A 24,670-nucleotide genomic window follows, 5' to 3' on the forward strand; every position below is an offset into this window, starting at 1 on the left:
TTTCGCGCGTCCCCGCGCGAAAAGCATTCCGCCTCCGGCGCAGGTTTATGAATTCGCCCTCCGGGCGGAATTCATAAACCTGCGTGCCTCCGGCACGAATTGAGGGGATGTCAGGAATCCTCCGGATTCCTGGAGAGAGAAAGAGAGTTGGGGTTGGATTCCGTGGGGAGAGAACTCCACGGAATCCGGGGAGGGTTGGTCCCTCCGGGCCCAACCCGGCCGGGCCGGTACGTGGGTGAGGGAGTGTCAGAGAGGGGGTGAGAGGAGCTGTAGGCACCCTCCGGGCGCCCAGTACCCGGAGCGCCGTCCACCGGCGCTCCACGCGCCTCCGGCGCCAGCCGGACAACAGACCCCGAATCCCCGAGGCGACCCCGTCCCGTTGTGCCCGCCCGCCTATCAAGGCGGGCACAACGGGACGGGGAAGCTGAGGGGATGTCAGACCACCCCACCACCTGAAAACACCCTCTGTGCAGGCACGTTTGGCGAATTCCCGAAGGGAGCGGGAACAGCCAGCGCAGCAGGTAGCGCAACAGCTAACGCAACATCAAAAGCCGAACCTGGGGGGGGTACCAAACACACGCCTAAGCATCTATTATGGGTATTGCAGGGGCAAGGCGAGCCCCGGCACCGTCACCAAGCAGGACAACGAAGGGGAAGCCGTGGAAATCAAGATCAGCGACGGGATCGTACGGCCCGTCACGGGCGGCATTGACGCCCCCATGACTCCGATTGCCATTCAGGCCCGCACTATCGCCAACCTGTTGCCGCTCATGTGCCAGCGGCTCGGGGCAACAATCGTTCACAACCAGGATTCCCTTTACACCGGAATCCGGTTCGACACGAAGGCCGGCGCGGTCGTGCTGGAAATTCCCAGGGCCAAAGAGTCGTACCGGCTGGTCCACGAATTCATTGAGCCCGACAAGAAAACGGGCCGCACCGGAAAGGTGATCCACCAGATTCCCCAGCTCTACAGCGCAAACGGGATCGCTCACATGACGTCCGAATTCCTGCGCTCGCGTGGATTCCTCGCATAGCGGCACCACCGCACCGGGGCGCCCTCCGGGCGCCCCGGTATCGACCGGACAGGAATCCACGACAAGGAGTGGCAATGGACGAGACCCAGATGGGCGCAGCGGCAGAACTCCGGGGCGAGCCGTACTCAGAGCTTGAACTGGACGCGTCAGCGCATGCTCTCCAGGAATTGGCCCGAAGCGACCGCGACCCCGAAGCGCTGCGGGTGCCCGCGCGCTTCCTCGAAACGGTGCGCCCCTTCTTCAGGTTGGGTTGGGCGACCGGCGTACGGACGGGACACACGGGCCCGGCACTGGCCGGGGTGCCCGTAGACAGCGAGAACATCGACGCCGCATTCGCCACACTCATGGCGGAGGCAGTGGCAAACCGGCTCGCGCTGGACACCGCCCGGCGTCTGCCCTACGACATCCCCGCACTGTGGCAGAAGGTCACCTATCACGGCAGCCTGCCCCGCATGCACGGTGACTACTGGGTGGTGGGCATGCACGTCGACAGCCGCGAACTTGGATACGAGCCGGAAGTCCGGTTCGACCTGGGACGGGTGGTCGGTTCGTCCGTCGCACCGCTGGTCATGAAGGTGCGTCGCCAGAGTCTGACGCCTCATCAGGAGTACTACTGGCACTCATAGCCGCAGGTCACAGGCAGGGTTCACAGGAACCCAGAAGCCTCTATTATTAGTGGTGTCGGGGGGCGGTGGCCCCGCCCCCCGATTCCAAGCATCAGCAACGAAGGGGAACACCGCATGACTCAGCAGTACGCCGAGCGCGCCACGACAGCAGCCCCCCGAAGTGCCCGGAACGCCGATCTCCGCGATCTGGTCACCATGCTGGAGGACCACCGGGAGCGGAAACTGGACGTCGTGACGTCCGCGTCCGCCCTGTCGTTCCGGGACGGGAACGTCCAGGTCGAGGGCATAGAGCGGCAGATCACGGCCGACGGGGTCACCACCGTTGACGGCACCTACCGCCCCACCGCCGTTGCCGACGAGCACGTTGCGGAGAAGCTGAGCATCCCGGTCAGCTACCTGCGTCGCATGCGTGCCGAGAACGTGCCGCTCCTGGACGAGAACGTGAACGCGTGGCTCCGGAAGGACCCGAGCCGCCGTTTCATGCTCCGCGCGCTCCGGGGCGACAGCACCCCCGGCGCCGCGCCCGCCGAAGGCGTGGCCCGCGCGCTCATGTCCGACAGCTACAAGGTCATGGACAACCTTGACATCCTGTTTGCCGCGCTGGAGGGCGTGCAGGAGGCGGGGCACCCGACCGACGTCACCGGGTGTGACCTCACGGACCGGCGCATGTACGTGCGGGTGGAGTCCAAGGCGGTCGAGGTCATGGCGCCCGAGCTTCTCAGCGGGTACCGCTCCCCGTTCGACGGCCGCAGCGGCAACGAACTCCCGGTCGTCTCGGCCGGGTTCGTCATCACGAACAGCGAAGTCGGATCCGGCGCGTGGTCGGTCACCCCGCGCGTGGTCATGCAGGTGTGCACCAACGGCCTGACTCTGCCTATGGACGTCATGCGCGCCGTGCACGTCGGCGCCAAGCACGGCGAAGGCGTCGTGTCCTGGTCGCAGGAGACTCAGAAGAAGGAACTTGCGGTCATCACGTCCAAGACCGCCGACGCCGTCCGCACCTTCCTGTCGCGGGACTACGTCGAGGCGAAGCTCCGCGAGATCCAGGCCGCAGCCGGTAAGCCCGTGGCGGAGCCGACGAAGACGATCGAGCACGTCACGAGCGCCCTCAAGATCAACAAGGAGACCAGGGACACCATCCTTGCCCACTTTGTGCGGGGCGGACAGATGACGGCCGGAGGCGTGATGCAGGCCGTCACGTCGACCGCGCAGACGCTCACCGACGCCGACCAGGCCGCCGCCCTGGAAGCGCTCGCGCTGCCCGCCCTCACAGCCGCCGCCGCGCACGGCTGACAAGACCCCCGTGCGGGCCGGGTGACCCCGACACCCGGCCCGCACGGGCCCAGCCTCCCGAGCGCGGAGCGCGCCGCGTCCCCCGACGGAGCGCGCCGGCCTCGGCCCTCTGCCGCATAGCGGCAGAGCATCGCGTCTGCGGAGCAGACCGCGCGCCAAGGCCGCCGGGGCCATGAGCGAGTGCGGCATCGCCCACCGCCCCACCGCCGTCCGGGCGGCCCCGCCGGCCTTTTGCTGTCCCCCCTCTCGCCAAGGAGTGATTCGACATGCCCGCACGCCCCGGAATCAGCCGCCCAGACGACGCCGCCACTCAGGCCGCTATGGAGCGCACCTTGTCAGCGCTGGCCGCCGTGTTCGAGACCATCGGCCCCGGGCATCGGACCCTGGACATCGCGATCCTGCGGACCGATGACGTGCCCCTGTGTCAGACCGTGGAGTTCTCCCCTACAGCGGACGTCCAGCTCAGCGGCATTCTCGGTTCTGACGACTTTTACACGCTGGCCGTGTTCCTCGTGTTCGCGCTGGAGGGCAGCACCGTCACCGGCGCCACGCTCATAGCCACCACAGCCGCCGAGCCGCGCCCCCGCACCTGCGGTTGGACGGTACGTGACGGATGGCTGCACCCCATGGACCGCACGACCCTCGAGGTCGCGCTCATGCCCTGCCCCGGTGTGCCCGCTGAGGACCGCGAGATCTACGCCGCGCCGTCTCTCCCGGAGCCGCCCGCCAGCGACAAGGAATCCGGCCGTGCCTGACGCGCCTGCCACCGCGGATCCCATCGACATCCCCGCCCGTCAGCCGCTCCCCGGTACGCGGCTGATTGCCTACCGCATCCCGGAGTGGGGGATTGAGGGCCCGTACATCCACATGGCCGTCGCCGACATCCACGCGCGCTATGCCCAGACCGCAGGCCGCGCGGGGGACTTCCCCGCCCGCACCGCCCAGTTCGGCCGCACCACCGACGGCGAGGGGCTGGACAGGTTCCTACGCGGCAACCTCAACTTCTGGCGGTTGAGCGAGGCCCGGATTACGGACGACGGCATCATCCGCTACCGCCAGACCCGCAACCACGTTCACCCCCGACAAGGCGTCCGGCATCCTGATCAACAGGCCGGACGAGCAGGTGACCGCCCCCGCCTACCGCGTCACCGGACCGGCCGGTATCCCACAGTTGTGGCGCGGCCGTGCCGTCCGCGATGCCGTCGCCCGGTGCCGCCGCAAGCCCGTTGTCGGGTGGCCCGCAGGGTGGGCCCACCTCATGCCCGACGCGTCCGTCCGGTCCGACCCCGGAGGGTTCCCGTGGAGCACCCCGGACGTCTACACGGCCGAACCGGCCGCCGAGCCCGAATCCTGGGGCCCGCCGTGCGCCGAGTGCAAGTACCCCGATTCTGAACACGATCTCTCGCGTCTGTGGCCCCGTTCCCGAGCCGACGGCAGCGGCCACACCTGCTCGACCTACACCATCCCGCAGACGTAGCCCCCTGGCCCCGTGTCCCTCTCCAGCCCCCTGAGGGACACGGCCCCGGCCAGCACGCCACTGGCCGCAGTCTGTCTCCCCGCGCCCGCCCCTCCCCTTCGTCAGGCGCGGGGAGACCAGAACCGCCCACCCAGCACGACCATCATCTGAGGAGCCGTCATGCCCACCGCCAGCAGGCACACGTTCCGCTGGGCACACATGCCGTTCGACGACGAAGAGGACGAACCCACCTCCCTCATGGGCACGGTGGCGCAGCAGGTCGTTGCGCTTCTGGGGGACCAGTGCCAGTGGGGCGCCGCCGAGGGCCCCGGGGGCCGTACCGGGCACCTGCGCAACGCGCATCAGGCCGTGTTCACCATCGGGGTGTGTGAGGCCGGATGCGTGTTCCTGCGCAATGACGTTTCCGGCGCCGTGATGCACCTGCCGTACGTCGATGCGGACAGCAGTGCCGACGAGATCACCGAAGCCGCGCACGAGCACATCGACGAACTGTTCTGACCCCCGCCGCCCCGGTGCGGCCCGGCGCACCTGCCGGGCCCCACCGGGCACCGGCTCCGCCCGTTCACCGCGTCGACCGCCTCCAGGAGCAGCCGCCCATAAACCCGAGCCTCAGCGTCGAGACGCCCGCCGGCGCCGTCCACGCCACCGCCCGCCCCCGCGAAGGCGACTCCGTCGTGTTCGACCTTGGAGGAGCGATGCGCGGGAGCGTGCACGTCACCGGTACCCACCACGTGCGGCACTGGGACCATTTCACCGCCGTCCGCGCCTGTCTCGGCCCCCTCAACGCCTTCCAGGCCACCGCCCCCGCCGACGTACTGCCGCGGCTCGCACGCAGCCTCACCCTCTACCGCGACACCCCCGCCGACCGCCCCCAGGTATCCGTCTATCCGATGGAGTCCGCCGCCGGACACGAACCCTCACCCAGGACAGCGGCAACGCTCACCGCCGTCCTGCGCGCGTGCGCCGAACACGTCGAGCAGCGGGCCGACTTCCCCCAGATCCTCACCGCCTCCCGCGAACGCGACACCCCCACCCTGCTGCGCTTCCTGGCATGGTCGGCCGACTACCACCGCGGCGCAGCCGCCCGCCTGGAGGACAAAGCCCACGCCTCCCGGCCCGCGCTCCGCGCAGCCGTGGCCGCCTGGTGGACCGTCGCCCGCTGGTTCACCGCCCACCCCTCCCCCGTCCTGCTGCTCCTGCTCGCCGACCGGGACGGCTCACTGGCCCGCCAGGTCGACGTACAGGCGTGGCTGGGCCCCTACTGCCTCACCGAAGCCGCCGGCGAACACGACCGCGCCCGCAACGCCGAGACCGAAGCCGCCTCGCTGCGCGCCCAGCAACGGACGCGGCGCGCGGTCCACCAGACGCGGCCCGCTACGTCCGCCATTGCAGGTTGAGAGTGGGTTTACACACTCCATGAAGCATCCATTATAGATAGTGCGAGCAGATCCCATCTCCCTCGCCCCCACCTCTCACACTCGAACCAGACTGCCGCACGTCGCACGCCACACCAGGGTGCGCACGCGGTCAACCCGGCCAGCACGCCACTGGCCGATGACTGTCGTCCTGCGCCCGCACTCCCCTTCGGCGGGCGCAGTACGACAGAACACCTTTCAAAAGGAGAGCATCCATGCCACAGGCCCACGCGTCCGCTCAGCTGATTGGCGACCGTTCCCACCAGTGCGACGCCACTGCCACCTACACCCACAACGGGGCCCGCGCGTACGTCCTGTGCTACGGGATCGGCTCCAATGACGAGGTACAGGCCTGGACCCGGACCGCCGCCCGCCGCATCGCCCGTGCCGCCGCCCGGCGCGGCGACGCCGAGGCCGGCCTCCGATCCGTCTACGACCGCTACGCCGCCGAACCCGAGCGCAGCTCCCCGTTCGCGCACCTCCCCAGCGCGTGTGCAGCTGTCGCCGTCACCACCCCCGGCCAGCATCTGACCGTGGCAAGGTGCGGCGACGTCCGCGCCTACACCCTCACCCCGGACGGTGCCGACCACAACTTGCGACGCGTCTTCAACGGCAGGCGCAACGTCGTGACGTCCTATCTGGGGGCCGTCGAATCCGACGACCAGCGCAAGGGCCAGTACGGGCACCCGGCGATCGAGGCCGCCACCGCCCCCGCGGACGCCTATCGCCTGCTGCTCGCCAGCGACGGCGCGTACGAGCCCCTGGAGGACTCGGCCCGCAAGCTCGCTCGCTATCTCGACTGGAGCCCCAAGCGGGCCGCCGACAGCTTCGTCTCCGCCGCGATCGAGCACGCCGGTAGCCACGCCGACAACGCCACCGTTCTGATCGCCGATCTCCCCACGGGCCCCCGGGTAGCGCGCACCCGGCGCATGGCGGGCAAGTAGCCGCAGGTCAGGACAGGATTCACACCCACCACATTGCATCTATTACAGATAGAGCGAGAGGGGGGTTCCCCTCACCCCGCCCCCTCTCGCACCCAACCTGACAACCCGCCAAGAGCGCGCTGCGCGCGGCCAGGAGGACACCGGTGCCCGACGGACGCCCCTTCTTCGTCATCGGACAGTGGTCCGGCCCCGACCTCACGATCTGGCAGATCCAGCAGGCGTCGGACGACCCGGACGAGGCCTACGAGGAGATCCGTTGGGACGCGTGGGACGCAGACGGAGGCGTCGAGATCGTCTACGCGGCCAGCGCCACGGAAGCCGAGGCGACCGCCCGCAACGAGGCAGCGCAGACGGCCGAGCGGATCCGCCAGGACCTGACACGCCAGCGGGCGCGGCGCAACCGCACTTCCCGCCGCCGCAGGAAGGTCCGCCACCACTACAGCCAGCACGCATCGCGGTCGCGCGCGGCCGCCGGACGAAGGAGAACCGCCCCGTGGCCACGTTCGCCCACATCACCCCCGCACGCTGCACCCAACTGAGCAGTGCCCTCACCGCGGCTGGCCTCGCCTGGACGGACAACGGCAACCAGGACCGCCCCGAACTGCTCACCTACACCGTCACCGACCCCCACCGGCGCCGCTGGACCATCTCCCCGGCCACCAGCAACCAGATCACCCCATCCCGGCCCGCGAGCCTGTGGCAGGCCAGCTGCGCAGAGCCGTTCCACCACAGCCCCGTCCTGTCCGCCCGGACCGTCACCGCGCACATACGCGACTTCCCCGCCTGAGCAGGACCCCAGGAGCACCCAACCGACCCCATGGGGCCACGAAGTCGAAGGAGCGAACAAGCCGCCATGCCACCGGAGTTGACCACACAGGAGCAGTTCAACACTTTCGCCGACGAGATCGCGCGCGAGTTGGGCACACACTGCCGCACCGCCCCCGACACCAAGATCACCCACATGCTGGCCCGGCTCATCATCGACAACGACGGACGCACCCTGAGTCTGCGCCAGCACGACTCCGACCAGCCCACCCGCCTCAAGGTCTACGCCGCTCTTCCGCACGGCGCCGACCTCCCCACCCCGTCGATCGGCGTCACGGCCACCAGCGCCCGACACATCGCACGACAGATCACACGCCGGCTGTACCCGCTGCACGCCGAAGCAGCCGAAGTGGCCACCCTGATAGTCGAGCAGAAGGAGGCCGAAGCCCGCGCCCGTCACACAGTGGCCGAAGCCTTGGCCCGGCCGCTCCCCGGCGCCCAGGTCCAAACGTTCCACCGCCGCACACAGGTGTCCTGGCAGCGCGCTCCCGAGCCCCAGGAAGAGCCCGGACCGGCCCAGACCGACAAAGTCCATGCAGTCATCGGGCCCTCAGGGGACTGGATCAGCGTCGAGGTATCCGGCAACCTCCAGGCAATCACCGCCATGCTGGCCACCCTCGCAGCCGCACAAGAAGAATAGAAAGCGCAGCTCAAAGGCCGGGTTCACACCCACATAAATTCCTCTATTATAAATCTAGGCGGGGCCGGTCGCCCCCTGCACCCTCAGGAGACGCCATGCTGGAATCGCTGTTCCGCACCCTGCTCCCGCCCGTGATCCGGCTGACCGCTCGCGGTCTCACCACGGGCACCCCGCCGCTGCCGCCGACCGCCCGCGAGGTATTCGGCCCCGACCTCACGGCAGAGCAGGCCACTACCTACAACCGCGGCCGCGTGGCCACCGCGACCGCGCTTGCTCTGTACCGCAGCGGCCAGAAGGCCGAGATGCTGAGCGATGACGCACTCGACAGCGCCGTGCGCGCCCTGAAGTTCCCCTACTCCCGCCCGAGCGCAGAGACCCGCGCCGCCATCCGCGCCGCCCTCGGCGTACTGGAAACCGATCCGGCCATCACGCTCTTCTGACCCGCCGACCGGCGCCCTACCAAGGGGCTGCCCCACAGACCGCCCGGCGGCAGGACATGCGACCGCGCCACGGCGCACCGACTCGCTTCCTGCCGCCGGGCCCGGCACCACCGAACAGACAGACGCACGAGGCCGATTGCACACCGCACCCCGAACCGGAGGAATCCCCGTGACCGCCCCTACGCTCACGACGGATGACGTCACGGTCACGACGGACCACGCCGGCCGTCCGTACGCCGTCATCCTCGACGCCATCGCCCGCCCGCTCACCATCGCCTCGCTCAAGGGCATCGACCCCAAGGCGCGCGGCATCTTCTTCGAGTCCGACCCGCACCCGGCCGACTCCTGGGCCGCGACCACCGTGCGCACCATCTTCGAGGGCCTGCTCGCCTCGCCACTCGCTCACGAGGACGTCCACACCTGGGGCCTTGGCCAGTACCGGGAGTTCGGCGCCGGCACCTTCTACGGGTTCATCGTCGGCGAGAGCGGCTGGGACCCCGAGGCCCGTTGGTGGCGCGACCAGGAACGAACCAGCGACCTGTGTATCCGCGGCACCGCATCCATCGCGCCCGCATGCCGCCGAGCCCTCGCCGGGACCTGCACCTTCTGACCGCGCCACCCACGCCCGACACCCGCCCATCCACGGGGCGGCCGTTACCCGATCCAGGCCGGCCGCCCCGCAGGAGAGCCAGCCATCAGCGCGACCCCGCCCCCCAACCAGCCACGCCCGTGGATTCCCTCCGAGGACTTCACGGGGCCCTGTGAGTCCTGCGGCGTGCCCGCCGGGCCGACCGCACTGCGACACCGGATACACCGCCGAAGACGCACGGCGGGACAGCGAACGCCGCGAGCAGCAGCGCCCGCCCACCGGCTGAGTCCTTGAACCGTCCACGGAGCACCCGGCCCGTCGGCGCAGCGCCCGGGAGCAGGGCCCTGCCCGATGTGCCCACCGCCGCCGGCCTGGCATCTGGCCCGCGGCGGTGCCGAGCTCCGCGAGGCCGATCGAGCCGAGCCCGGCGACGGTCCAGACCGCCAACGGTTCACGCCGTGCGAGCTGGGCAAGCCCACCGCCCAGCCGCTCCGAGAACGCCGACCGCCCCCTTGCCCTAAGAGAGATAGCAGCGTGTTCCCCGAACCCGAACCCGCCGAGCATCTCCACCTGAATCCCCACCCCAACTGTATCTGCGCACGACTCCCGTGCCGTAGCTCCGTACTGTCTCCGGGATGCACCACGCAGGAATGCTCTCCGGTCGCATTCACCTGGCACGACGCGCACGTGTGCCGCAGCCAGCCCCGCCCCTGAGACTCCCCGAAGGAATCCCCGCCGCGACCGGGACGCTCACCTAAGGCACGCGTTCGACACTGCCTCGGTCAGATCCTGAACGCTCTCTGTGCCCTGTGCGATAGCGGCTGTGCCCCGTCGTCCGGGGCGCAGCGTTGTCCGGTCCCGGGTTCGGGGACCACCGTCCGGTGGGCACCACCGCGGCTGACGTCCGCGCCGCGGGGCCGCCAGCAGCCCGCCCGCTGCAACCGCAGGTCGGGAAGCTGTGTCTCTCTTGGCATGGCATTGAACCGGGGGCCGCGATCAACTGGAGATGATCGAGAACTGCGGCTGTGGAGGGTCGGCCGGGCCTTGTCCGTCACCTTCGTCGCCGCGGTTGTGGTCTCTGGGGGCGTCTTCTACGGCTTGGTGTCCCTGCTGGACTTCCGGAAGATTGGCGCCACTGCGACACTCGACGCGAAGACTCTCTTCGACTTACTGAAACTCTCCTTCGGCGTGGTCGCCGGGGCCGGCGCGCTCGTTGCCTTGGTTGTGGCTTACCGGCGCCAGCGCGTTGACGAGGCCGGTTCGCACCGTGAGGCCACCCGGCTCCACACCGAGCGTTTCTCCCAGGCCGTCGACAAGCTCGGCTCAGACTCCCCTGCCGTCCGGCTCGGGGGTGTCCATGCCCTGGCCGGCCTCGCTGATGACGCACCCACGCAGGACTTGCGCCAGACCTGCATCGACGTTTTGTGCGCCTACCTCCGGCTTCCTTTCACCCCCGACCCCGGCACAGACCCGATCCACCTGGACGGGCACCACCAGTACTTGGCCTTTCGCACGGTTCGGCACACCATCCTGCGTCTCATCGGCGATCACTACCGACGTCCCCAAGGCACCCACCGCTCATGGCAAGGCTGCGACCTCGATCTCACCGGTGTCACCATCGATGGCTACATGAACTTCAGCGGCGCAGTCTTTCCCTCCGGTGGCGGGGTGGACTTCGGCGGCGCGACGTTCAACAGCGCGGTCTTCTTCGACCGCGCGAGGTTCTCTGGCGGCACGGTGAACTTCGGCGACGCGACGTTCTCCACAGCCGTGGTGTCCTTCGATCATGCCCAGTTCTCCAGCGGCAGGGTGTCCTTCCGGGGCGCGACATTCTCCGGCAGCACGGTGTCCTTCGGCGGCACGGTGCCCTTCCACGGTGCAGAGACCATCCTCGACTGCGCGATCTTCTCCGGCAGTGTGGTGGACTTCGACGAGGCAATCTTCTCCGACGGCAGGGTGTCCTTCCTCGGCGCAGTGTTCGCCGCTGGCGCCGTGTCCTACGGCGACGCGACGTTCTCCGGTGGCACGGTGTCCTTTGACCGCGCGACATTCTCCGGCAGCACCGTGTCCTTTGACCGCGCGACATTCTCCGGCAGCACCGTGCGCTTCATCCGGGCAACGGGTCCAGCCCCCTGGGGGCTTCTCTATGCCGTCGGCACTCCTGTTCCTGAAACAATCACCCTTCCTCCCGGCTGGCTGGTTTGATCTCAGCGGCCTGAAACTGTGGGCGCACCGGCAGCTCGCCACCGCCGGGGTCCCGTTGCAGTGGCACGTCCAGGACCACCGCATCAGCCTTTGTCCAGGGCCGCTACCGCACCCACGTCGTGCTGAGCGGGTCCGATGTCGCCGCGGTGCACGCCGAGTGCGCCGGCGCGCTGGCCGCCACCCATGACCAGATACTCGCCGAGGACCGGTTCCACCGGGCCGTCAACAGCGGCGGCACCGTAGTCGACGTGCCTGGCCCAGCACACACTGGTAGCCGAGCTCGCCAACCCCCAGCTGACGTACCGCCTCCTCATCCCCTGCAACCTGCAGTGGCCCGCCCGTGCCACGGCACAGGAAGGGTCGATTTGGCGTGCAGGGATCAGACACAGCTTCCTACCTTGTGATTTATCCACTCGTCTTCGTCGGTGGAACAGGTGATCTGTGGTGATCATCATGCGGAAGACTGTGTGCGTGACGCTTCCTACTCCGCTTGCCGCTGCTGAAGAGATCTACGATCACCTCATTGATCAGCTCAACCTCACCCTGCGCCGGCCCGGGATGTTTGGGGGCGAGGTGGCTTTCAGGATCCTGATTGACCACCTGCTGTTCGTCGAGCGCCAGCCCGAGGCGTGGAACCATCTGAAGCAGAGTTGGGAAGAGCAGGGGCTCTGGACCCCCATCGGCCCCAGCGGGGCCTTCCAGGATGTCTTCCCCGCGCAGGCTGACTGTTACGAAGTCGCCTCGGTATACGCGGAGTTCGCGCAGCGACGCGGCTGGCTCAAGCCCGATCGAGTTCTCACATCTGAGGAGTACGAGACCCTCACAGGCCGAGTCCGGGGGTGGGCCGCAGTTGACCGCACCTGGGCTGACGTGACGGCGGAGTTCGGTCCTCCCTCTGTGATGTTCGGAGGGAACAATCCTCTGTACGGGAAGACGCTCGGCTACCTCTCGGAGGATCCGCAGCAGCCGACGGTGGTCTTCCACCTGTGGAACGGCAGCGAGCCGGGGGCCGAACCGTGGCCGCCCGAGCATGCGCAACCGTTGCTCCTCGCAGTGCGTTTCGGCGGCGGCTCGTTCCGCGGATCGTTGACCTTCACCCCCGAGGGCGAGCGGAGAATGCCGACGATCGGGGATTCTTGCCTGCCGTAGTAGCGGGTCCGGCGGCGAGCGCAGGTCACCCACATGGGGATTTCCAAGACAGCGGACCAGCCCCCGCATGATTCTGGACCTCCAAGAGGTACAGGACGCGACGCGAAGGCCGTGCTGGTGAGCGTGGTGGAACAGGGCGTGCTGGGCGAGCCGGGAACAGTTCTGCCCGCGCCAGTTCCCCTATCTGCGGACAAACCCGCGTAGACCTGCGTGCGTGGAGAGCCACCGGCCCAAGGGCGCAAAAGCACAGGTCAGAGGGGGGTTCACACGATATTAATAGCATCTATTATGGAGACATCGCCAAGGGTCTCGCCCATATCGACCACACAGAAGGGCACCGTTCATGACGCCTCCGGAGCTGGCAGCGCTGCTGTCCCAGCCGACAAGTCCCCTGCTGCGCGAAGCGATCCGCAGCCTCCCCCTGGACTCACTGAAGGCACTCGTCATCGAAAGCCTCACAGCGACGGAAAACGCGCTACAGCACGTCGTCGTCGACCGGGTCGCCGCGTTCGTCGCCGAGCACGAGGGGGACGCCCCCGCGCCCGTGGCCGCCTACTTCACACCGACGGAGCGCCGGGCAGCGGAGAGCCTCACGTGGAGCCCGTTCATCGCGGCGCTCGCCAGCACCGAGGAGATGCCGGAGCTGCGGCACGCCAGCACGCGGGTCGTCAGCGTGCCAGTAGGCGAGTCGGAGCTGACGGATGCCCTGTTCGCCGACCCGGAGCTATCCAAGACCCTTGCCGACGAGCCCGGCCACCAAGACGTCCTGCGCGTCCACCTGCCCACCCGCCAGGTCACCCGCCTGACGATCTGAATCACCCCGCCGCCAAGCGCCCGCGCACCCAGGGAAGGACGACGAGACCGCATGCCCGTTCCGCTCATCTGCGACTGGTGTCACGAGGGCCGCTACCAGGTCAGGGCAGCCGACACCTACGCCTGCCAGGCGTGCGGCAACCAGAGCACCCGTGCCGCGCTCCCGGTCGGGGACCACGAGCGGCTTGTCACGGCCGCGGGCATCCTTCAGATCCTGGACGTGCCGGACGGCCATCAGGTGATCACCCCCGACCGGCGCTGCTACGCCCCGCACCTGGGCGCCTCCCTGACTCTCGCGCTGCGGCTGCACCGGGCGCGGCGCACCGTGTTCTCCCGTCCCGAGGAGGCCGAGGCCGCCGACCTTCCGGCACTGCTTGACGCCGACGAGTCCGGCCCCTGGGTTCTCTCCCCCCTGCAACTGGGCGCCCTCACCCGCGCCATGGACGTGCGCAGCGCCGCCCTGCCCTCGGCGGCCCGCCAGCATCCCGAGTTCGACGCCGAGGTGCGCAAGGCCCACGCCGACAGTCAGCGACTGCCGACCAACGACTGAACCGCAACGGCTCCGCTCCTTCTGACGCACACCGACCACAGCACACCGACGGGAGCAATCCGCCGGCGAGCAGACCCAGGAGACCTCCCTTGCTCCAGCACTCTGTCTACGTCGTCTACGGGGTGGCCATCGAGCCGCCCGAGGACCGTCGGGCCCTTGACTCCGCGCTCGCAGCCCAGCGGCTGGCGGCCGAACTCACGGGCGCAGACTGCGCACACGTCGCCCTGTTCAACGTCGGCGACACCGACCACGTCATCCTGGGGACCACCCAGAAGTCGCTGGAATCCAACGAACTCCTGCCCGCCTCCGATCTGGTGGCCCAGCCGGTCGGCAGGAAAGCGCTGTGGCGCATGGTCGAGGAGCTGGGGCTGACCGTTCCGGTCGGGCCGGACTGGCTGCTCGTGCACGACCTGGACTGAACAGCCTCTGACGCATCCCTACAGCCCGGCCCGGCCAGCCCCCCGGCCCGCATCACCGCAGGTCAAAGGGGGGCTAGCCACACACCATAAAACATCTATTATGGATGTTGTCACCGGGTGCTCGATACCCCGCCGCCATCGCAGATGCGGTTCCTGACAAGGAGAGATCCCTATGAGCACAACGCTTTCCCCCGTCCCGGACGCCTCCGTCCAGCAGGAGGAGGCCACTCCGCGCATCGAACTACTGGACGCCTCCCTGCTCGTGCGGGACGAGTTCAACGCCCGCGAGCACGACACCGAGCCGGACGACAAGCTGATCACCTCCGTCAAGGAACTCGGCGTCGAGGAGCCCATCAGCGTCCGGCCGAGGGAGGACGGCACCTACGGAGTGTTCAAGGGCTGGCGCCGCGCCCAGGCCGCGCAGATCGCCAACGCGACCGCCGAGCAGGACGGCCGCCCCGTCCGCACGGTCAAGGCGTTCGTCCGCGCCGACCTGGCGGGCAAGGACGGGTACACCCGCTTCCTGTCCCTGGTGGAGAACGACAACCGCCAGGAGATGAGCGCCCGCGACACCCTCAAAGCCCAGGAACTCGCTCTCGTCGCCATGGACGACGTCGACCAGGCCAGGGCCGCCAGGGCGATGGGCCTCAAGCGCGAAGCGGTCAGGTACCTTCGCACCGCGCAGAAGCTCGACGACGCGACGCTTCGGCAGGCCACGGCCGGAGGCATGGACCTGGAGCAGACCGCCCAGCTCACCGAGGTCGAGGACATCCCCCGGGCCACGCAGCGACTCCTCAAGGCCCTCGCGAAGGACCAGGAAGAGGGCCGGGGCGGGCGCGGGCACTGGGACCAGGAGTTCGCCCTGCTGACGGAGGAGCAGGCCAGCGTCAAGGCCCGCGAGGACGCCGTCGCCGCCATCAAGGAGTCCGGCGTCACCCTGGTGTCCAGTCTGCCCTACGGGCAGAAGCAGTCGGTCAAGCCGCTGGCGGATCTCACGACTGGTCTCGGGGCCCCGCTCAGCGCCGACAAGCACCACGCCTGCCCCGGCCACTGCGCCACGCTGGACGAGGACAACCAGCCCGTCTGGCACTGCGCAGACCCCTCCGCCCACGGCCACAAGGTCCGCAAGCAGCCCAAGCCTTCCCTCACCGCCGACGAAGCGGAGCGGGCGGCCCAGAAGTCGGCCGAGCGAGCGCAGGTCGTTGCCTGCAACCGGGCATGGAAGGCCGCAGCCGGACCCCGCCAGCAGTTCGTGACGCGTCTGGTGCGCGGCAAGAGCCTGCCCGACGAGGCCCGCCTCTTCGCCCAGCAGGTGCTGCTGGACCTGCCCGGCTTCTACGGCAGGTGGGCCGAGAAGGGCGACACCCAGACCCTGGCGGCCTTCCTGGGGGCGAAGGACGACGAGCGGACCGCGCCGTCCGAACTCGCCGCCACCTTCCCGAAGGCGCGGCTCGCGAACCTGGTGTTCGCCCAGGTCGCCGCCGCCGTCGAGGCCGACATCCGTGGGCCGAAGGTCTTCGACACCTTCCTGTGGAAGAAGCTCCACCCCCGCCAGGCCGCCTACCTGCTGCTCCTCGAAACGCTCGGGCAGGCCGACAACGGCAGCTACGCCCTCTCCGAGGTCGAGGAACAGGCCGTCGCCGCCCACCGGCCCAAGACGCCGGACGCCGCCTGACCACCGCACGCACCACGGCCGGGGCACACCGTGCCCCGGCACCGCCCACCCGAACACCGCCCTGGGAGTTCGTCATGCCCTGCCCCACCCCTGCCGACCCCGAGGACTCCACGGTCCAGCGAGACCAGCCCCTGCCCCTGGCCCACCTGCGCCACCTCCTCCGCACGGACTGGGCCGGAATCCCGGCAGGACGCTGGTCGTCCTGTCCGGTGACTTGGACTGACCACCCCGCACCGTCCCGTCCCGAGCACCTGCCGGGACCGGCCGACACCAGGCCGCCCAGCCCCGGTCGCCAGATCTGACGCCCGGCACCCCCTCCCCACCAGGAAGAGCCCCCTGCCCATGACCACCACTCTCGACGAAGTCCGCGCGTTCCTCCGTGACGTGCCCGACACCGAAACGCTCACCGCCGTGCAGGAAGCTGCCACGTCGCGGCTGCTCGAACTGGACGCCGCACGGCGCCCGGTCATCACCCCCGGCCGCACCGGAAAGATCAACAGCGACATCCGACCGGCTGCCCTGCGCAACCTGACCGGCACCGTCCAGCAGCCCAACCGCACCAAGACCAGGTTCGACTTCCTCCTCACCGAGGAAGCCACCACCCGGCTGCGCCACCTCCAGGACCCGTACGACCCCCGCTTCAAGATCCCCGAGGGCGTGAAGCGCTACCGCCTGAACAAGGAGCCGGCCACATGCATCGAGCTGGACGAGCCGACCGACTCCTAGGCACTGCTGTTCCGGGGGCAGCCCAACGGCTGCCCGGCCGCACCGCCCGCCCCCACAGTCCCCGGAAGGGACCATCCCCGATGCGTGTCCACCTGCACCGCGCTCAGCGCGACTTCCTGCTCGGCTGCTTCGAGTCGAGCCACCCGCCCGTCCGAGGAGGCCCCTCACTGCTCGCCGCCGTGCAATCCGCCGGCCTGGTGCGCGAGCACTGCAACGTGAAGCGCACCAGGCTGGCGGAAGACCTGCCGATGGCCCTCAGGTGACGCCGCACGGCGGGCGGCCCGTCCCAGTGCACGACTCTGCTCCATCTACGCCTCCGAACTCGTCGGCGAACCTCGTCCGGGAATCAGGCATAGTCCCAGCAACGGGTGTAGAGCCGCGGAATCCGGAACGTCGACCTGGTTTGCGTGCCCTGCTGCTCCATCACGCGTTCGAGGAATCCCAGGCGCTCCAGAAGGCGGACCTGGTCGCCGATCTTGCCCTCCCCGCTGTCGAACAGCTGTTCCACCTCGGACAGCGTGAAGCTGATGAGTTTGCCAGCCCGGCAGTTCAGCACGAACGTCGGCGCAACCTTGAAGTCGTTGACCACCTCGGAGAAGCTCAGGTCGGACAGTTTCGTCATGGCCCGCTGCACCGCATCGGCGGAGAACAACGGGACTGCGGCGACGACGGCGTCAGGTCGCGCCGAATACTCCCGGGCCAAGTGCAGCAGGAGCACGGCCAGGCGCGGGGAGATGTCGCCGTTGCCATCCCGCAGCGAGTCAACGAGCCAGCGGTCGACGGGCTGGCTCTCGATCTCGACCGGGAACAACACCTCCAACGCTGCCCGCACCTCGATCTGTTCGTCGGCAACACGCAGCCTACGGGCGAGCCGGGCGAGCGGTTCGTTGGCGAACACCCGGCGAATCAGCACCTGCAACCAGTCCTCTTCCGACCAGTCGAGCGCAAGGGACCGGGAGACCAGCTTGTTTTTCTCCTGGAGGTCGTACAGCTCGAACAGGTCCGAACGCAGGAACACCACCAGCCCGATGCTGTCCAGCAGGGATACACGGCCCTCGGCCTGCAGCAGCGCCTGGACCAGTGCCTCCTGCCGGCCCCGGTCGTACTTGAACGTCTCGTCGATGCGGTCAAGCAGTACCACGACGCGGCGCCCCGCTTGTTTGAGCAGGTTGTCCGTATCCTGCAGCAGCGACTCGACGTCGAGGAACGACCCGCCCGGCCGGGTGCCGACGGGAAGCGTCGCCTCGAAGTTGACTGGCCCCACCCCAAACTTCAGCGTCGTACCGCCCAGCAGGCGGGCGGCCGCGCGCATCGCCCGCCGGGTCTGGCTGGGTGGCTCGGTGGGCAGCCCGAGGGCGGCCCGCAGATCTTCGGCGTTGCGGCGCAACGCCTTGGGCGCCTCACCGGGGACAGCCGAGGCCACCACGGCAGCGGTGGCCACGAGCCACGCCGCGCGCAGCGCGTCAGCGTCCAGCCAGGCGTCCTTGTCGACGATGCGATGCAGCAGGTCGCCAGCATTAGCGACTGGGAAGGTCTCGACGGACCGTTCTTCCGCGAGCTTGAGGAAGATGGCGCTCTTGCCCGAACCGCGGTTGCCGATGACGATGGACCGCTGCTGGCCGAGGATCCGGTCCAGGCTGTGCCGCCCAACGAAACTCGCGTCAAGCAGGTCGTCCCGTTCCGCCTCCTCCGCACCGAATTTGAGCTCGGCCAGCCGGAACGGCCGCAAGAAGACCCGCCGGGACAGCACAGCGTCCTGGACGGAGGCATGAAAGAGTGCCACAGTCCCGGCTGGCTGGTCGACGATGAGCAGGCTGAATTCCGGCAGGATTCTGCGGAGTTGGCTTTCTGGGATGCGCAGCTTCCCGGCCAGCGCCGAAATCCGGTCCCGGCCACCGGCGAGCGCGAGCTCCTCCAGGACCAGACCGTAGAGGGCCGGATCTGGGGAAGCGCTGAGGGCACCATCGACCTGCCATGCGAGCAGATCTTCCAAGCGATCCCCGAACACCACCCCGGGTGCCGTAAGGTCTTGCGCGCGACGGGCCGCCAGGCGAGCAATGAGCGCATTTCCGTTCGCCAGCCTGACGATAGTGCTGACGACATCGTCCGCGAGGTTCGGAGCGGATTCCCGCAGCATGGCGACCATGTCCCCCTCAGTGAGGGGCCCGAGTTCAAGTACATCGAACCGAACGAACCGGCGGAGCTCGATGCCGGGGCCGGGGCGTGACGCCACGACGAGCCTCCAGCCGTTCAAGGCTTCGCTCAGCTCCTCGACAGCGGCGGCCGTCCGCCGTGGGTAGCGCGACTCGTCCAGGGCGTCGAGCAGCAGTACGGGCGTTTGCAGCCGCTCGGCGGCCCGGTTCAGTACTGCTGTGCTCTGCCGAAGCGAGTCGCCCGCCGACGCGCGGATCGGCCGCTCGACCTCGAAGGCGCCCGCCACCCGCGTGATCTCGTCCATGATCCTGGCCGAGAGGTCATCCAAATCGAAGTGTCTCAGGCTGACGAGGAAGGCGGCCCGGCCCTGCCGCTGCAGGTCGGCTTCGAGCTGCTGAAGCAGCACGGTCTTGCCAACACCCGGGCCGCCAATGACGAAGACTCCCCCGCGGTCCGGGTTGTCGAGGTGGTGCAGGAGGTCGACGAGTTCACGGCGCTGAAAGGATGCCTCCACGCCGATCCACGTTAGCGGATCAGGCGGTACCCATGGGGATCTGACCGGGCCAGCCACCCGGACCGGACGGACTCTCCTGCGCGACGCAAGCGCGCCGACACCCGGGACCTCGCGGGGCGCTTGTCGCGGGCCTGGCACGCGGAGCACATGCCGGACGGGATCCGCGTCCCGGTCGAAGTCGTCGCCTCGCTCGCCCAGCTCGTCGACACACCCGGAACCGAGGCGGCACTCAGGGCGCTGGCTGTAGAAACGCTGTGGCGTCTGCTAGAACGCGTGTGGGCGGTCCGCTGGATCGAGCAGACCGAACTGGCCGCCTGGGCGGCCTCGTTGCACCAGTGGTTGATGATGCAGCCCTCCCCGGATCAGGCCCGCCCCGTGGCCGCGGTGGCGCACGCAGCAACTCGATGGCGGATTACTGCGGCTGCCCGGTGCCCAGGACACCCAGGCGCGCCAGGAGGCCGACCCGCTCGGCGCGGTCCACGCCGCACCGCCTCCGGAGTCCTGGTCATGCCCGGGCACGTCGGGACGATCTACGCCGTGACCAACGCCCTGTACGCCGGCAGGGCCACCGTCCGCACCCCGAAGCTCTTGCCGGACGGCACGGTCTTCAACGCCCGGACAGCACAGAATCCGCCGCCAGGAGCAGGGCCACCGGTACACCCAGGAGCAGCTCATCGCGCTCGGAGCTCCGCGGCCGCGGCCGGGCGTCGACCTCGCCTGCTGGCTGCGTGAGGCCTTGGCCACGGTCGGCACTCGAGCGTCCGACACTGCGGCGCCCACCGCTGGCTCTTCCGCCTCCGCCGGAAGCGTCGCGAGCGCGAGGAGATCCGGCTCGGTCTGCCAGCGCAGCAGCGTCACCCCAAACAGCCCGACCTCGAGCACCTTGCTTCCTGAAGGCCGCTTGTCACAGCCCGTGAGGTCCAAGCCCGCATCCCTCCCACCACCCTTCAGCGGACCGCCTGAAAGGCATACTGAGCGTCGTGGCCACCATCACTGAGCTCCTCCTGCAGGTCGCCGCCGAGTCTGCAACATCTACGGATGCACGGCTGCGGCGGCTGCTGTACGAGGGCAACGCTCTCTACCACCAGGGGCTTGGGGAGACGCGCAGCAAGATCGCGGATCGCTCCCGCGAGCTGTCCACCAGCCAACTGTGTCTGGACAGCGATGAGGCCGGGTTCCCTGGTGCCGAGAACCGTGAGGAAGCGTTGAGCCGACTGGCTCTGGCCTCGTGGCAGCACACGCCGGGCGCAATGGCGTTCGCGGAACTGGCCGCACATGCTGCGCGTCAGGGTGTCTGCCTCCTAGCGGAGAGCTACTGACACTCCGAAACCGTCCGGAATGTTGAGCCGGCCCCTGGACACCCTTCCAAAATTGCTGCCATTATGGGCTTTGGGGCCGGAGGGGCCGGCCCGATCTCTCGCTCAGAACGGATGCGACCACCATGGCCGGCAAGCCGAACAAGCAGGACCCCGTCGACTCCACGGAGCTCGCCGCGGAACTCGGTCTCAGCGCCGGTCGCATCAACTCGCTGTACGCCGAACGCGAGAAGAACGACTTCCCCGCACACGTCGACCAGCGCGGCCGCGCGCGCCTGTGGGATCTGGCCGAAGTCCGCGACTGGTACGAAAGCAGGAAACCCTCACGCCTGCAGGAGCTTTCGCTCGCCGGCGGGGATCCGGATGAACTCCTGAACGCCGCCCAGGTCGCAAGGGTGCTGGGCTACAAGCACCGCAGCCAGATCACCACCTACCTGGCCGAGCACCCAGGCTACTTCCCCGAGCCCGATGAGGTCGAGGAACTCGGCACCTACAAGCGACAGAAGTGGCGCCGCCGAACCATTGCCGCCTGGCGCGACAGCCGGCCGGGCAAGGGCAAGCGGACAGGCTCGACACGGCAGGCACCGGCACTGCCCGATGTGCCGACCGACGGCAATCCTGAGGAGCTGCTGTCAGGAACGCAGGCCGCGGCCCTTCTCGGCTTCAAGAGCCTCAACTCCTTCAGCAGTTCCCTCTCCCAGGGCAACCTGCCGCTCTTGGAAGAGACCGACGGACTTTCCGACCGCGGCAGGCGGGCATGGACGCGCCGGCGCATCCTCGAGCAGAGAGCGCAGCGTGGCCGATAGAGCAGGTTTGTACACTGCCTTCACAATCGCAGGCTTCGGGTGATGAGGTTCGTTGTCCTCGCTTGGGCCCGAAGACTGCACGATGGCCGGTATGACGCGGCTCGCCACCACGCCCACGCCGGGCTTGAACCCGGCGCGAGCCGGCCATCGCTCATGGAGCCCCGCCCAACCGGGCGGGGCTCCACCTGTTTGTGCGTGCGACTGCTCTGGGGAGGCGGCCCTAGGGCGGCCAACCGAACTGCTCTGTGGCCAACCGAGCTGCGCAGTGAGGCGCAAGCGTCGACGGACACGAGGCAACAACAGGGCCCTCTGACACCGCTCTGCGAATTCCGTCACCTCCGGAGCCGCATTTCGTCGGTTGCCCAGTCCGGCAGGTGCCGGTCGGTGCCGTCGCTCACCGTGAGTCCACGATCCGGTACTCGCGGGCCGCGGGGCTTGCCCGTCGGCGCGAGCTCGGCGAGCGCTTGGCCCGGTATTCGTCCGTGATGACGACCTGGCTGGCCGGGTGTCTGCTTGGGTTGATCTTGTAGGAGGCCATGAATCCGGGCCTGAGCAGCGTCTCGACGGTGTGGGCGCTGGGGAACGCGACGAGCACGCCGCCGGTGGCAAGCTTCAGCGCGTAGACGCTCGGGTCTCTCGGGGGCTTGGCGAATACCGGTTGGTGGCGTACTTGCTGTTGTCCTGCTTGTCGCGGTCGGCGTACAGCTTGAAGGCCGCCTTGGGGGTCTGCCGCACGATCGGGTGACATCGCTGTGCCCAAGCCTTATCCGCAAGAGTTCCGCGAGGACGTCGTGCGGGTCGCGAGGAACCGCGGCCCGGGCGTGACGGTCGAGCAGGTGGCCGCCGACTTCGGCGTCCACGCGATGACGCTGTGGAAGTGGATGCGGCGCGCGGACATCGACGAGGGCGTCAGGCCCGGGTGAGCAGTCAGGAGAGTGCGGAACTGCGGGAGGCGCGTCGGCGGATCAAGCTGCTGGAGCAGGAGAACGAGATCCTGCGCCGGGCGGCGGCCTACCTGTCCCAGGCGAACCTGCCGGGAAAAGGATCTACCCGCTCGTGAAGGAGCTCGCCGGGGACGGAGTGCCCGTCGCGGTGACGTGCCGGGTGCTGAAGCTCGCCAGATAGCCCTACTACCGGTGGCTCGAGCAGCTGGTGACCGGCGCCGAGTGCGAGGAGGCGTATCGCGCGAACGCGTTGTTCGCCGCCCACCGTGACGACCCGGAGTTCGGTTACCGCTTCCTGGCCGACGAAGCCCGCACGACCGGAGCGATGATGGCGGACCGGACCGCGTGGCGGATCTGCCGGGACAACCGCTGGTGGAGCGTGTTCGGCAAGAAGCGCGGCAGGACCAAGAAGGCCGGCCCACCGGTCCATGCCGACCTGGTCCGCCGGAACTTCACCGCGCCCGGCCCGAACCGGCTGTGGCTGACCGACATCACCGAACACCGCACCGGAGAAGGAAAGTTGTATCTCTGCGCGATCAAGGATGTCTTCAGCAACAGGATCGTGCTGGTTGAAGCGGTCACCTCAGCGTGGCTCGGAAGGTTTCCATGTCAGGCGGGGGTTCAGGGATAGCGCGGGAACCCCTGGCTCTGCAGTTCGTTGCCGAGAGCATCGATGGTCTCTTCGGGAACCTGGCCTATGTCGGTGGCGGTGGGCGTGGTCGTTAGGCTCATTTCGCTTTGGAAGGAGGTCAGGGCGGTACGGGTGTTGTTGCCGAATACTCCGTCGAGTCCGTGCGGGTCAAATCCGAGCGTTTCCAGTGCTGTCTGGAGGCCGACGGTCAAGTTGAGCGGGACGGGAAAGTTACCGGAGCGCATGTTGGCATCGAGGGCCACCCCTGCGTTGTAGACGAGTTGTGTCAGGTCGCCTGGGGGCGGATCGGCGTTCCAGCTGGCCAGGGTGAAGAGCAGGCCGTTTCTGACGTTTCTGGGGATCACGCCCGGGTTGCCCGTTTCAGTGATCTTGCTTTCCCGTGCCATGGTCAGCCAGTCCTGCTGTCGGGCTGCGGCCTGGAATTTGGGGAATGCGAAGGCCGGCCCGAGTGCCCAGGCCATGCTGAAGAGGCCCAGTTGCGCGTCGGCCGGCCACTCCTCCAGGTCCTCGAAGTCAGTGCGGCCAAGAAGGTATGGCTCGAACTGTGACAGCTTGCTGCGCACCAGGTCGTCGATGGTCGCGTTGCTGATCCGAAGCCGTGTGATGGCTTCTTTCGCGTTGATCGTGGCGTGAGCGGTGTTGCTGAATTTGACAGTCCTGTACTCCTGAAGGATGTCGCTGCGTGAGGCTGGTTCCAGGGTGTCCTTGTCGTACCAGTCGAGTGTAAAGATGTCCGGCAACGGCTTGAGATTACTACCGAAGTGCTCCGGATCGTCGGCGTCGAGGAGGTTGCCGACGCCGGTCGAGACAAGACTCTTGACGTCCAGGTACATGAACTGGACGCGGCCTTCCAACGGCGCGCTGAAGGGAAGGAAGGCATCCCAGACGCTCTGGTGCATGATTCCTCTTTGAGAAGGTTGCGGCTTTGTCAGATCCGTCCGACCCAGGTGCAGGCGGAGCCGCTGCGGCAGTACCAGCCGCGGGGGCTCAGATTCACCAGAGTCGCTGGGTCTCCTGGTTCGGGTCCGTAGCCTCGGTCAGGCTTCGCCATGATCACGGTGACGGTGCCGTCGACCACTACCTTCTTCACTGGGTGGAGGGGTGACTCCTGTGGTTCACGGCGGTCAACCGCCTTGGTCTGAGCCGGAAGGTCGAGTCGCATGGGAGCTCCTGTGGGGGGGGTGAGCCGCTATGGCCGTATGGACTTTTCAGCGGGCCCAAGGCCAGGCTTGCTGGACCAGCCGCTGCGGGCAGTCGACCGCGTCACGTGGAGACGCCGTACAGCGTCTGGTAGCAGAGCTGCCGGGCAGGGCCGGTCAGATCAGCGCATCGCGTTTTGGAGGCTTCGACGCCGGTCCCGTGGGGGCTGGCCGACGGCTCTGAGCGCTGGTCACGCTGAATGGGGCGGGATTGGATGGGCAGCGTGCTGGTTGGCTGCGACGTCTTGCGGGTCATCGTGTGCTC

Annotated in this window: 31 protein-coding genes; 26 read left to right on the plus strand and 5 right to left on the minus strand. The window is 68.4% G+C overall.

All coding sequences use genetic code 11. The annotated features are described in order from the left end of the window. The first annotated feature begins 659 nt into the window (after window positions 1-659). The 14 genes from ACFRIC_RS38785 (at window position 660) to ACFRIC_RS38850 (ending at window position 11,488) form a co-directional block, all read left to right on the plus strand. Window positions 660-1,034, plus strand: coding sequence for a hypothetical protein (locus tag ACFRIC_RS38785; protein WP_382796351.1), 375 nt, complete (start codon window positions 660-662; stop codon window positions 1,032-1,034). A 74-nt stretch (window positions 1,035-1,108) separates the two neighbouring features. Continuing rightward, window positions 1,109-1,660, plus strand: coding sequence for a hypothetical protein (locus tag ACFRIC_RS38790; RefSeq protein ID WP_382796353.1), 552 nt, complete (start codon window positions 1,109-1,111; stop codon window positions 1,658-1,660). 114 nt (window positions 1,661-1,774) lie between these two features. Continuing rightward, window positions 1,775-2,953 (plus strand): DUF932 domain-containing protein, encoded by a 1,179-nt coding sequence (locus tag ACFRIC_RS38795; RefSeq protein ID WP_382796355.1) that lies wholly within the window; start codon window positions 1,775-1,777, stop codon window positions 2,951-2,953. Between the two features lie 266 nt (window positions 2,954-3,219). Continuing rightward, window positions 3,220-3,708 carry a hypothetical protein gene (locus ACFRIC_RS38800; RefSeq protein ID WP_382796356.1) on the plus strand — a complete coding sequence of 163 codons (489 nt, stop codon included), beginning with the start codon at window positions 3,220-3,222 and terminating at the stop codon, window positions 3,706-3,708. A gap of 503 nt (window positions 3,709-4,211) precedes the next feature. Beyond that, window positions 4,212-4,430, plus strand: a complete 219-nt coding sequence (locus ACFRIC_RS38805; RefSeq protein ID WP_382796358.1) for a hypothetical protein — start codon at window positions 4,212-4,214, stop codon at window positions 4,428-4,430. Between the two features lie 159 nt (window positions 4,431-4,589). Continuing rightward, window positions 4,590-4,928: a hypothetical protein gene (locus ACFRIC_RS38810; protein ID WP_382796359.1), complete on the plus strand. Its 339-nt coding sequence runs from the start codon at window positions 4,590-4,592 to the stop codon at window positions 4,926-4,928. A 176-nt stretch (window positions 4,929-5,104) separates the two neighbouring features. Next, on the plus strand, window positions 5,105-5,827 hold the full coding sequence (locus ACFRIC_RS38815) for a hypothetical protein (RefSeq protein WP_382796361.1): 723 nt from the start codon (window positions 5,105-5,107) through the stop codon (window positions 5,825-5,827). 233 nt (window positions 5,828-6,060) lie between these two features. After that, on the plus strand, window positions 6,061-6,789 hold the full coding sequence (locus ACFRIC_RS38820; protein ID WP_382796363.1) for a mucin-2: 729 nt from the start codon (window positions 6,061-6,063) through the stop codon (window positions 6,787-6,789). Window positions 6,790-6,932: 143 nt separating this feature from the next. Next, the gene (locus ACFRIC_RS38825) at window positions 6,933-7,328 is read left to right on the plus strand and encodes a hypothetical protein (protein WP_382796365.1); all 396 of its coding nucleotides are present in this window, start codon (window positions 6,933-6,935) and stop codon (window positions 7,326-7,328) included. Beyond that, on the plus strand, window positions 7,283-7,576 hold the full coding sequence (locus ACFRIC_RS38830) for a hypothetical protein (RefSeq protein WP_382796367.1): 294 nt from the start codon (window positions 7,283-7,285) through the stop codon (window positions 7,574-7,576). Before ACFRIC_RS38825 ends, ACFRIC_RS38830 begins: the two co-directional genes overlap by 46 nt. 66 nt (window positions 7,577-7,642) lie before the next feature. Next, window positions 7,643-8,254, plus strand: a complete 612-nt coding sequence (locus tag ACFRIC_RS38835; protein ID WP_382796369.1) for a hypothetical protein — start codon at window positions 7,643-7,645, stop codon at window positions 8,252-8,254. Window positions 8,255-8,349: 95 nt separating this feature from the next. Next, on the plus strand, window positions 8,350-8,694 hold the full coding sequence (locus ACFRIC_RS38840; RefSeq protein WP_382796371.1) for a hypothetical protein: 345 nt from the start codon (window positions 8,350-8,352) through the stop codon (window positions 8,692-8,694). Window positions 8,695-8,863: 169 nt separating this feature from the next. Then, window positions 8,864-9,304: a hypothetical protein gene (locus ACFRIC_RS38845; protein WP_382796373.1), complete on the plus strand. Its 441-nt coding sequence runs from the start codon at window positions 8,864-8,866 to the stop codon at window positions 9,302-9,304. Between the two features lie 951 nt (window positions 9,305-10,255). Continuing rightward, window positions 10,256-11,488 (plus strand): pentapeptide repeat-containing protein, encoded by a 1,233-nt coding sequence (locus ACFRIC_RS38850; RefSeq protein WP_382796375.1) that lies wholly within the window; start codon window positions 10,256-10,258, stop codon window positions 11,486-11,488. 83 nt (window positions 11,489-11,571) lie between these two features. Here the strand turns inward: ACFRIC_RS38850 and ACFRIC_RS38855 are convergent, their stop codons facing one another. Further along, window positions 11,572-11,754, minus strand: a complete 183-nt coding sequence (locus tag ACFRIC_RS38855; RefSeq protein ID WP_382796377.1) for a hypothetical protein — start codon at window positions 11,752-11,754, stop codon at window positions 11,572-11,574. A gap of 175 nt (window positions 11,755-11,929) precedes the next feature. On the opposite strand from ACFRIC_RS38855, the gene ACFRIC_RS38860 reads away from it, so the two are divergent. The 7 genes from ACFRIC_RS38860 (at window position 11,930) to ACFRIC_RS38890 (ending at window position 17,083) form a co-directional block, all read left to right on the plus strand. Beyond that, the gene (locus tag ACFRIC_RS38860; RefSeq protein WP_382796379.1) at window positions 11,930-12,637 is read left to right on the plus strand and encodes a hypothetical protein; all 708 of its coding nucleotides are present in this window, start codon (window positions 11,930-11,932) and stop codon (window positions 12,635-12,637) included. A 343-nt stretch (window positions 12,638-12,980) separates the two neighbouring features. Then, the gene (locus ACFRIC_RS38865; protein ID WP_382796381.1) at window positions 12,981-13,451 is read left to right on the plus strand and encodes a hypothetical protein; all 471 of its coding nucleotides are present in this window, start codon (window positions 12,981-12,983) and stop codon (window positions 13,449-13,451) included. 51 nt (window positions 13,452-13,502) lie between these two features. Then, window positions 13,503-14,000: a hypothetical protein gene (locus ACFRIC_RS38870; protein WP_382796382.1), complete on the plus strand. Its 498-nt coding sequence runs from the start codon at window positions 13,503-13,505 to the stop codon at window positions 13,998-14,000. Between the two features lie 89 nt (window positions 14,001-14,089). Then, a complete protein-coding gene (locus ACFRIC_RS38875; protein ID WP_382796384.1) occupies window positions 14,090-14,419 on the plus strand; it encodes a hypothetical protein in 330 nt (109 codons plus the stop codon). Between the two features lie 172 nt (window positions 14,420-14,591). Beyond that, window positions 14,592-16,094: a ParB/RepB/Spo0J family partition protein gene (locus ACFRIC_RS38880; protein WP_382796386.1), complete on the plus strand. Its 1,503-nt coding sequence runs from the start codon at window positions 14,592-14,594 to the stop codon at window positions 16,092-16,094. Between the two features lie 342 nt (window positions 16,095-16,436). Continuing rightward, complete coding sequence (locus ACFRIC_RS38885) at window positions 16,437-16,820, plus strand: hypothetical protein (RefSeq protein ID WP_382796387.1); 384 nt, start codon at window positions 16,437-16,439, stop codon at window positions 16,818-16,820. A gap of 80 nt (window positions 16,821-16,900) precedes the next feature. Beyond that, on the plus strand, window positions 16,901-17,083 hold the full coding sequence (locus tag ACFRIC_RS38890) for a hypothetical protein (protein ID WP_382796388.1): 183 nt from the start codon (window positions 16,901-16,903) through the stop codon (window positions 17,081-17,083). Window positions 17,084-17,166: 83 nt separating this feature from the next. Here ACFRIC_RS38890 and ACFRIC_RS38895 read toward each other — a convergent pair whose 3' ends face one another. After that, window positions 17,167-19,488, minus strand: coding sequence for a P-loop ATPase, Sll1717 family (locus tag ACFRIC_RS38895; RefSeq protein ID WP_382796390.1), 2,322 nt, complete (start codon window positions 19,486-19,488; stop codon window positions 17,167-17,169). Window positions 19,489-20,468: 980 nt separating this feature from the next. Here ACFRIC_RS38895 and ACFRIC_RS38900 point away from each other — a divergent pair. Further along, window positions 20,469-20,807 (plus strand): hypothetical protein, encoded by a 339-nt coding sequence (locus ACFRIC_RS38900; RefSeq protein WP_382796392.1) that lies wholly within the window; start codon window positions 20,469-20,471, stop codon window positions 20,805-20,807. A gap of 122 nt (window positions 20,808-20,929) precedes the next feature. Continuing rightward, window positions 20,930-21,610 carry a helix-turn-helix transcriptional regulator gene (locus ACFRIC_RS38905; protein WP_382796394.1) on the plus strand — a complete coding sequence of 227 codons (681 nt, stop codon included), beginning with the start codon at window positions 20,930-20,932 and terminating at the stop codon, window positions 21,608-21,610. Between the two features lie 394 nt (window positions 21,611-22,004). Here ACFRIC_RS38905 and ACFRIC_RS38910 read toward each other — a convergent pair whose 3' ends face one another. After that, entirely contained in the window at window positions 22,005-22,205 is a 201-nt protein-coding gene (locus tag ACFRIC_RS38910; RefSeq protein ID WP_382796396.1) for a hypothetical protein, read from the minus strand. A gap of 157 nt (window positions 22,206-22,362) precedes the next feature. On the opposite strand from ACFRIC_RS38910, the gene ACFRIC_RS38915 reads away from it, so the two are divergent. The 3 genes from ACFRIC_RS38915 (at window position 22,363) to ACFRIC_RS38925 (ending at window position 23,185) form a co-directional block, all read left to right on the plus strand. Next, window positions 22,363-22,533, plus strand: coding sequence for a transposase (locus ACFRIC_RS38915; protein ID WP_382796398.1), 171 nt, complete (start codon window positions 22,363-22,365; stop codon window positions 22,531-22,533). Beyond that, window positions 22,530-22,670 carry a hypothetical protein gene (locus tag ACFRIC_RS38920; protein WP_382796399.1) on the plus strand — a complete coding sequence of 47 codons (141 nt, stop codon included), beginning with the start codon at window positions 22,530-22,532 and terminating at the stop codon, window positions 22,668-22,670. Before ACFRIC_RS38915 ends, ACFRIC_RS38920 begins: the two co-directional genes overlap by 4 nt. 92 nt (window positions 22,671-22,762) lie before the next feature. Beyond that, window positions 22,763-23,185: a hypothetical protein gene (locus ACFRIC_RS38925; protein ID WP_382796401.1), complete on the plus strand. Its 423-nt coding sequence runs from the start codon at window positions 22,763-22,765 to the stop codon at window positions 23,183-23,185. On the opposite strand, the gene ACFRIC_RS38930 is transcribed toward ACFRIC_RS38925, so the two are convergent. Both ACFRIC_RS38930 and ACFRIC_RS38935 read right to left on the minus strand, forming a co-directional pair. Further along, window positions 23,176-24,105, minus strand: coding sequence for a peptidoglycan-binding protein (locus ACFRIC_RS38930; protein ID WP_382796402.1), 930 nt, complete (start codon window positions 24,103-24,105; stop codon window positions 23,176-23,178). The genes ACFRIC_RS38925 and ACFRIC_RS38930 overlap by 10 nt on opposite strands. A gap of 364 nt (window positions 24,106-24,469) precedes the next feature. Next, window positions 24,470-24,661, minus strand: a complete 192-nt coding sequence (locus ACFRIC_RS38935) for a hypothetical protein (RefSeq protein WP_382796404.1) — start codon at window positions 24,659-24,661, stop codon at window positions 24,470-24,472. Window positions 24,662-24,670 lie beyond the last annotated feature (9 nt).

The organism is Streptomyces sp. NPDC056738 (genome assembly GCF_042790435.1).
Lineage (GTDB): Bacteria > Actinomycetota > Actinomycetes > Streptomycetales > Streptomycetaceae > Streptomyces.

What these genes read in the sequence shown, in the direction of transcription:
- ACFRIC_RS38790 (WP_382796353.1), top strand. Translation starts at nt 1,109, where the DNA reads ATGGACGAGACCCAGATGGGCGCAGCGGCAGAACTCCGGGGCGAGCCG.
- ACFRIC_RS38795 (WP_382796355.1), top strand. Translation starts at nt 1,775, where the DNA reads ATGACTCAGCAGTACGCCGAGCGCGCCACGACAGCAGCCCCCCGAAGT.
- ACFRIC_RS38800 (WP_382796356.1), top strand. Translation starts at nt 3,220, where the DNA reads ATGCCCGCACGCCCCGGAATCAGCCGCCCAGACGACGCCGCCACTCAG.
- ACFRIC_RS38805 (WP_382796358.1), top strand. Translation starts at nt 4,212, where the DNA reads ATGCCCGACGCGTCCGTCCGGTCCGACCCCGGAGGGTTCCCGTGGAGC.
- ACFRIC_RS38810 (WP_382796359.1), top strand. Translation starts at nt 4,590, where the DNA reads ATGCCCACCGCCAGCAGGCACACGTTCCGCTGGGCACACATGCCGTTC.
- ACFRIC_RS38820 (WP_382796363.1), top strand. Translation starts at nt 6,061, where the DNA reads ATGCCACAGGCCCACGCGTCCGCTCAGCTGATTGGCGACCGTTCCCAC.
- ACFRIC_RS38835 (WP_382796369.1), top strand. Translation starts at nt 7,643, where the DNA reads ATGCCACCGGAGTTGACCACACAGGAGCAGTTCAACACTTTCGCCGAC.
- ACFRIC_RS38840 (WP_382796371.1), top strand. Translation starts at nt 8,350, where the DNA reads ATGCTGGAATCGCTGTTCCGCACCCTGCTCCCGCCCGTGATCCGGCTG.
- ACFRIC_RS38850 (WP_382796375.1), top strand. Translation starts at nt 10,256, where the DNA reads ATGGCATTGAACCGGGGGCCGCGATCAACTGGAGATGATCGAGAACTG.
- ACFRIC_RS38865 (WP_382796381.1), top strand. Translation starts at nt 12,981, where the DNA reads ATGACGCCTCCGGAGCTGGCAGCGCTGCTGTCCCAGCCGACAAGTCCC.
- ACFRIC_RS38870 (WP_382796382.1), top strand. Translation starts at nt 13,503, where the DNA reads ATGCCCGTTCCGCTCATCTGCGACTGGTGTCACGAGGGCCGCTACCAG.
- ACFRIC_RS38880 (WP_382796386.1), top strand. Translation starts at nt 14,592, where the DNA reads ATGAGCACAACGCTTTCCCCCGTCCCGGACGCCTCCGTCCAGCAGGAG.
- ACFRIC_RS38885 (WP_382796387.1), top strand. Translation starts at nt 16,437, where the DNA reads ATGACCACCACTCTCGACGAAGTCCGCGCGTTCCTCCGTGACGTGCCC.
- ACFRIC_RS38890 (WP_382796388.1), top strand. Translation starts at nt 16,901, where the DNA reads ATGCGTGTCCACCTGCACCGCGCTCAGCGCGACTTCCTGCTCGGCTGC.
- ACFRIC_RS38905 (WP_382796394.1), top strand. Translation starts at nt 20,930, where the DNA reads ATGGCCGGCAAGCCGAACAAGCAGGACCCCGTCGACTCCACGGAGCTC.
- ACFRIC_RS38930 (WP_382796402.1), bottom strand. Translation starts at nt 24,105, where the DNA reads ATGCACCAGAGCGTCTGGGATGCCTTCCTTCCCTTCAGCGCGCCGTTG.
- ACFRIC_RS38935 (WP_382796404.1), bottom strand. Translation starts at nt 24,661, where the DNA reads ATGACCCGCAAGACGTCGCAGCCAACCAGCACGCTGCCCATCCAATCC.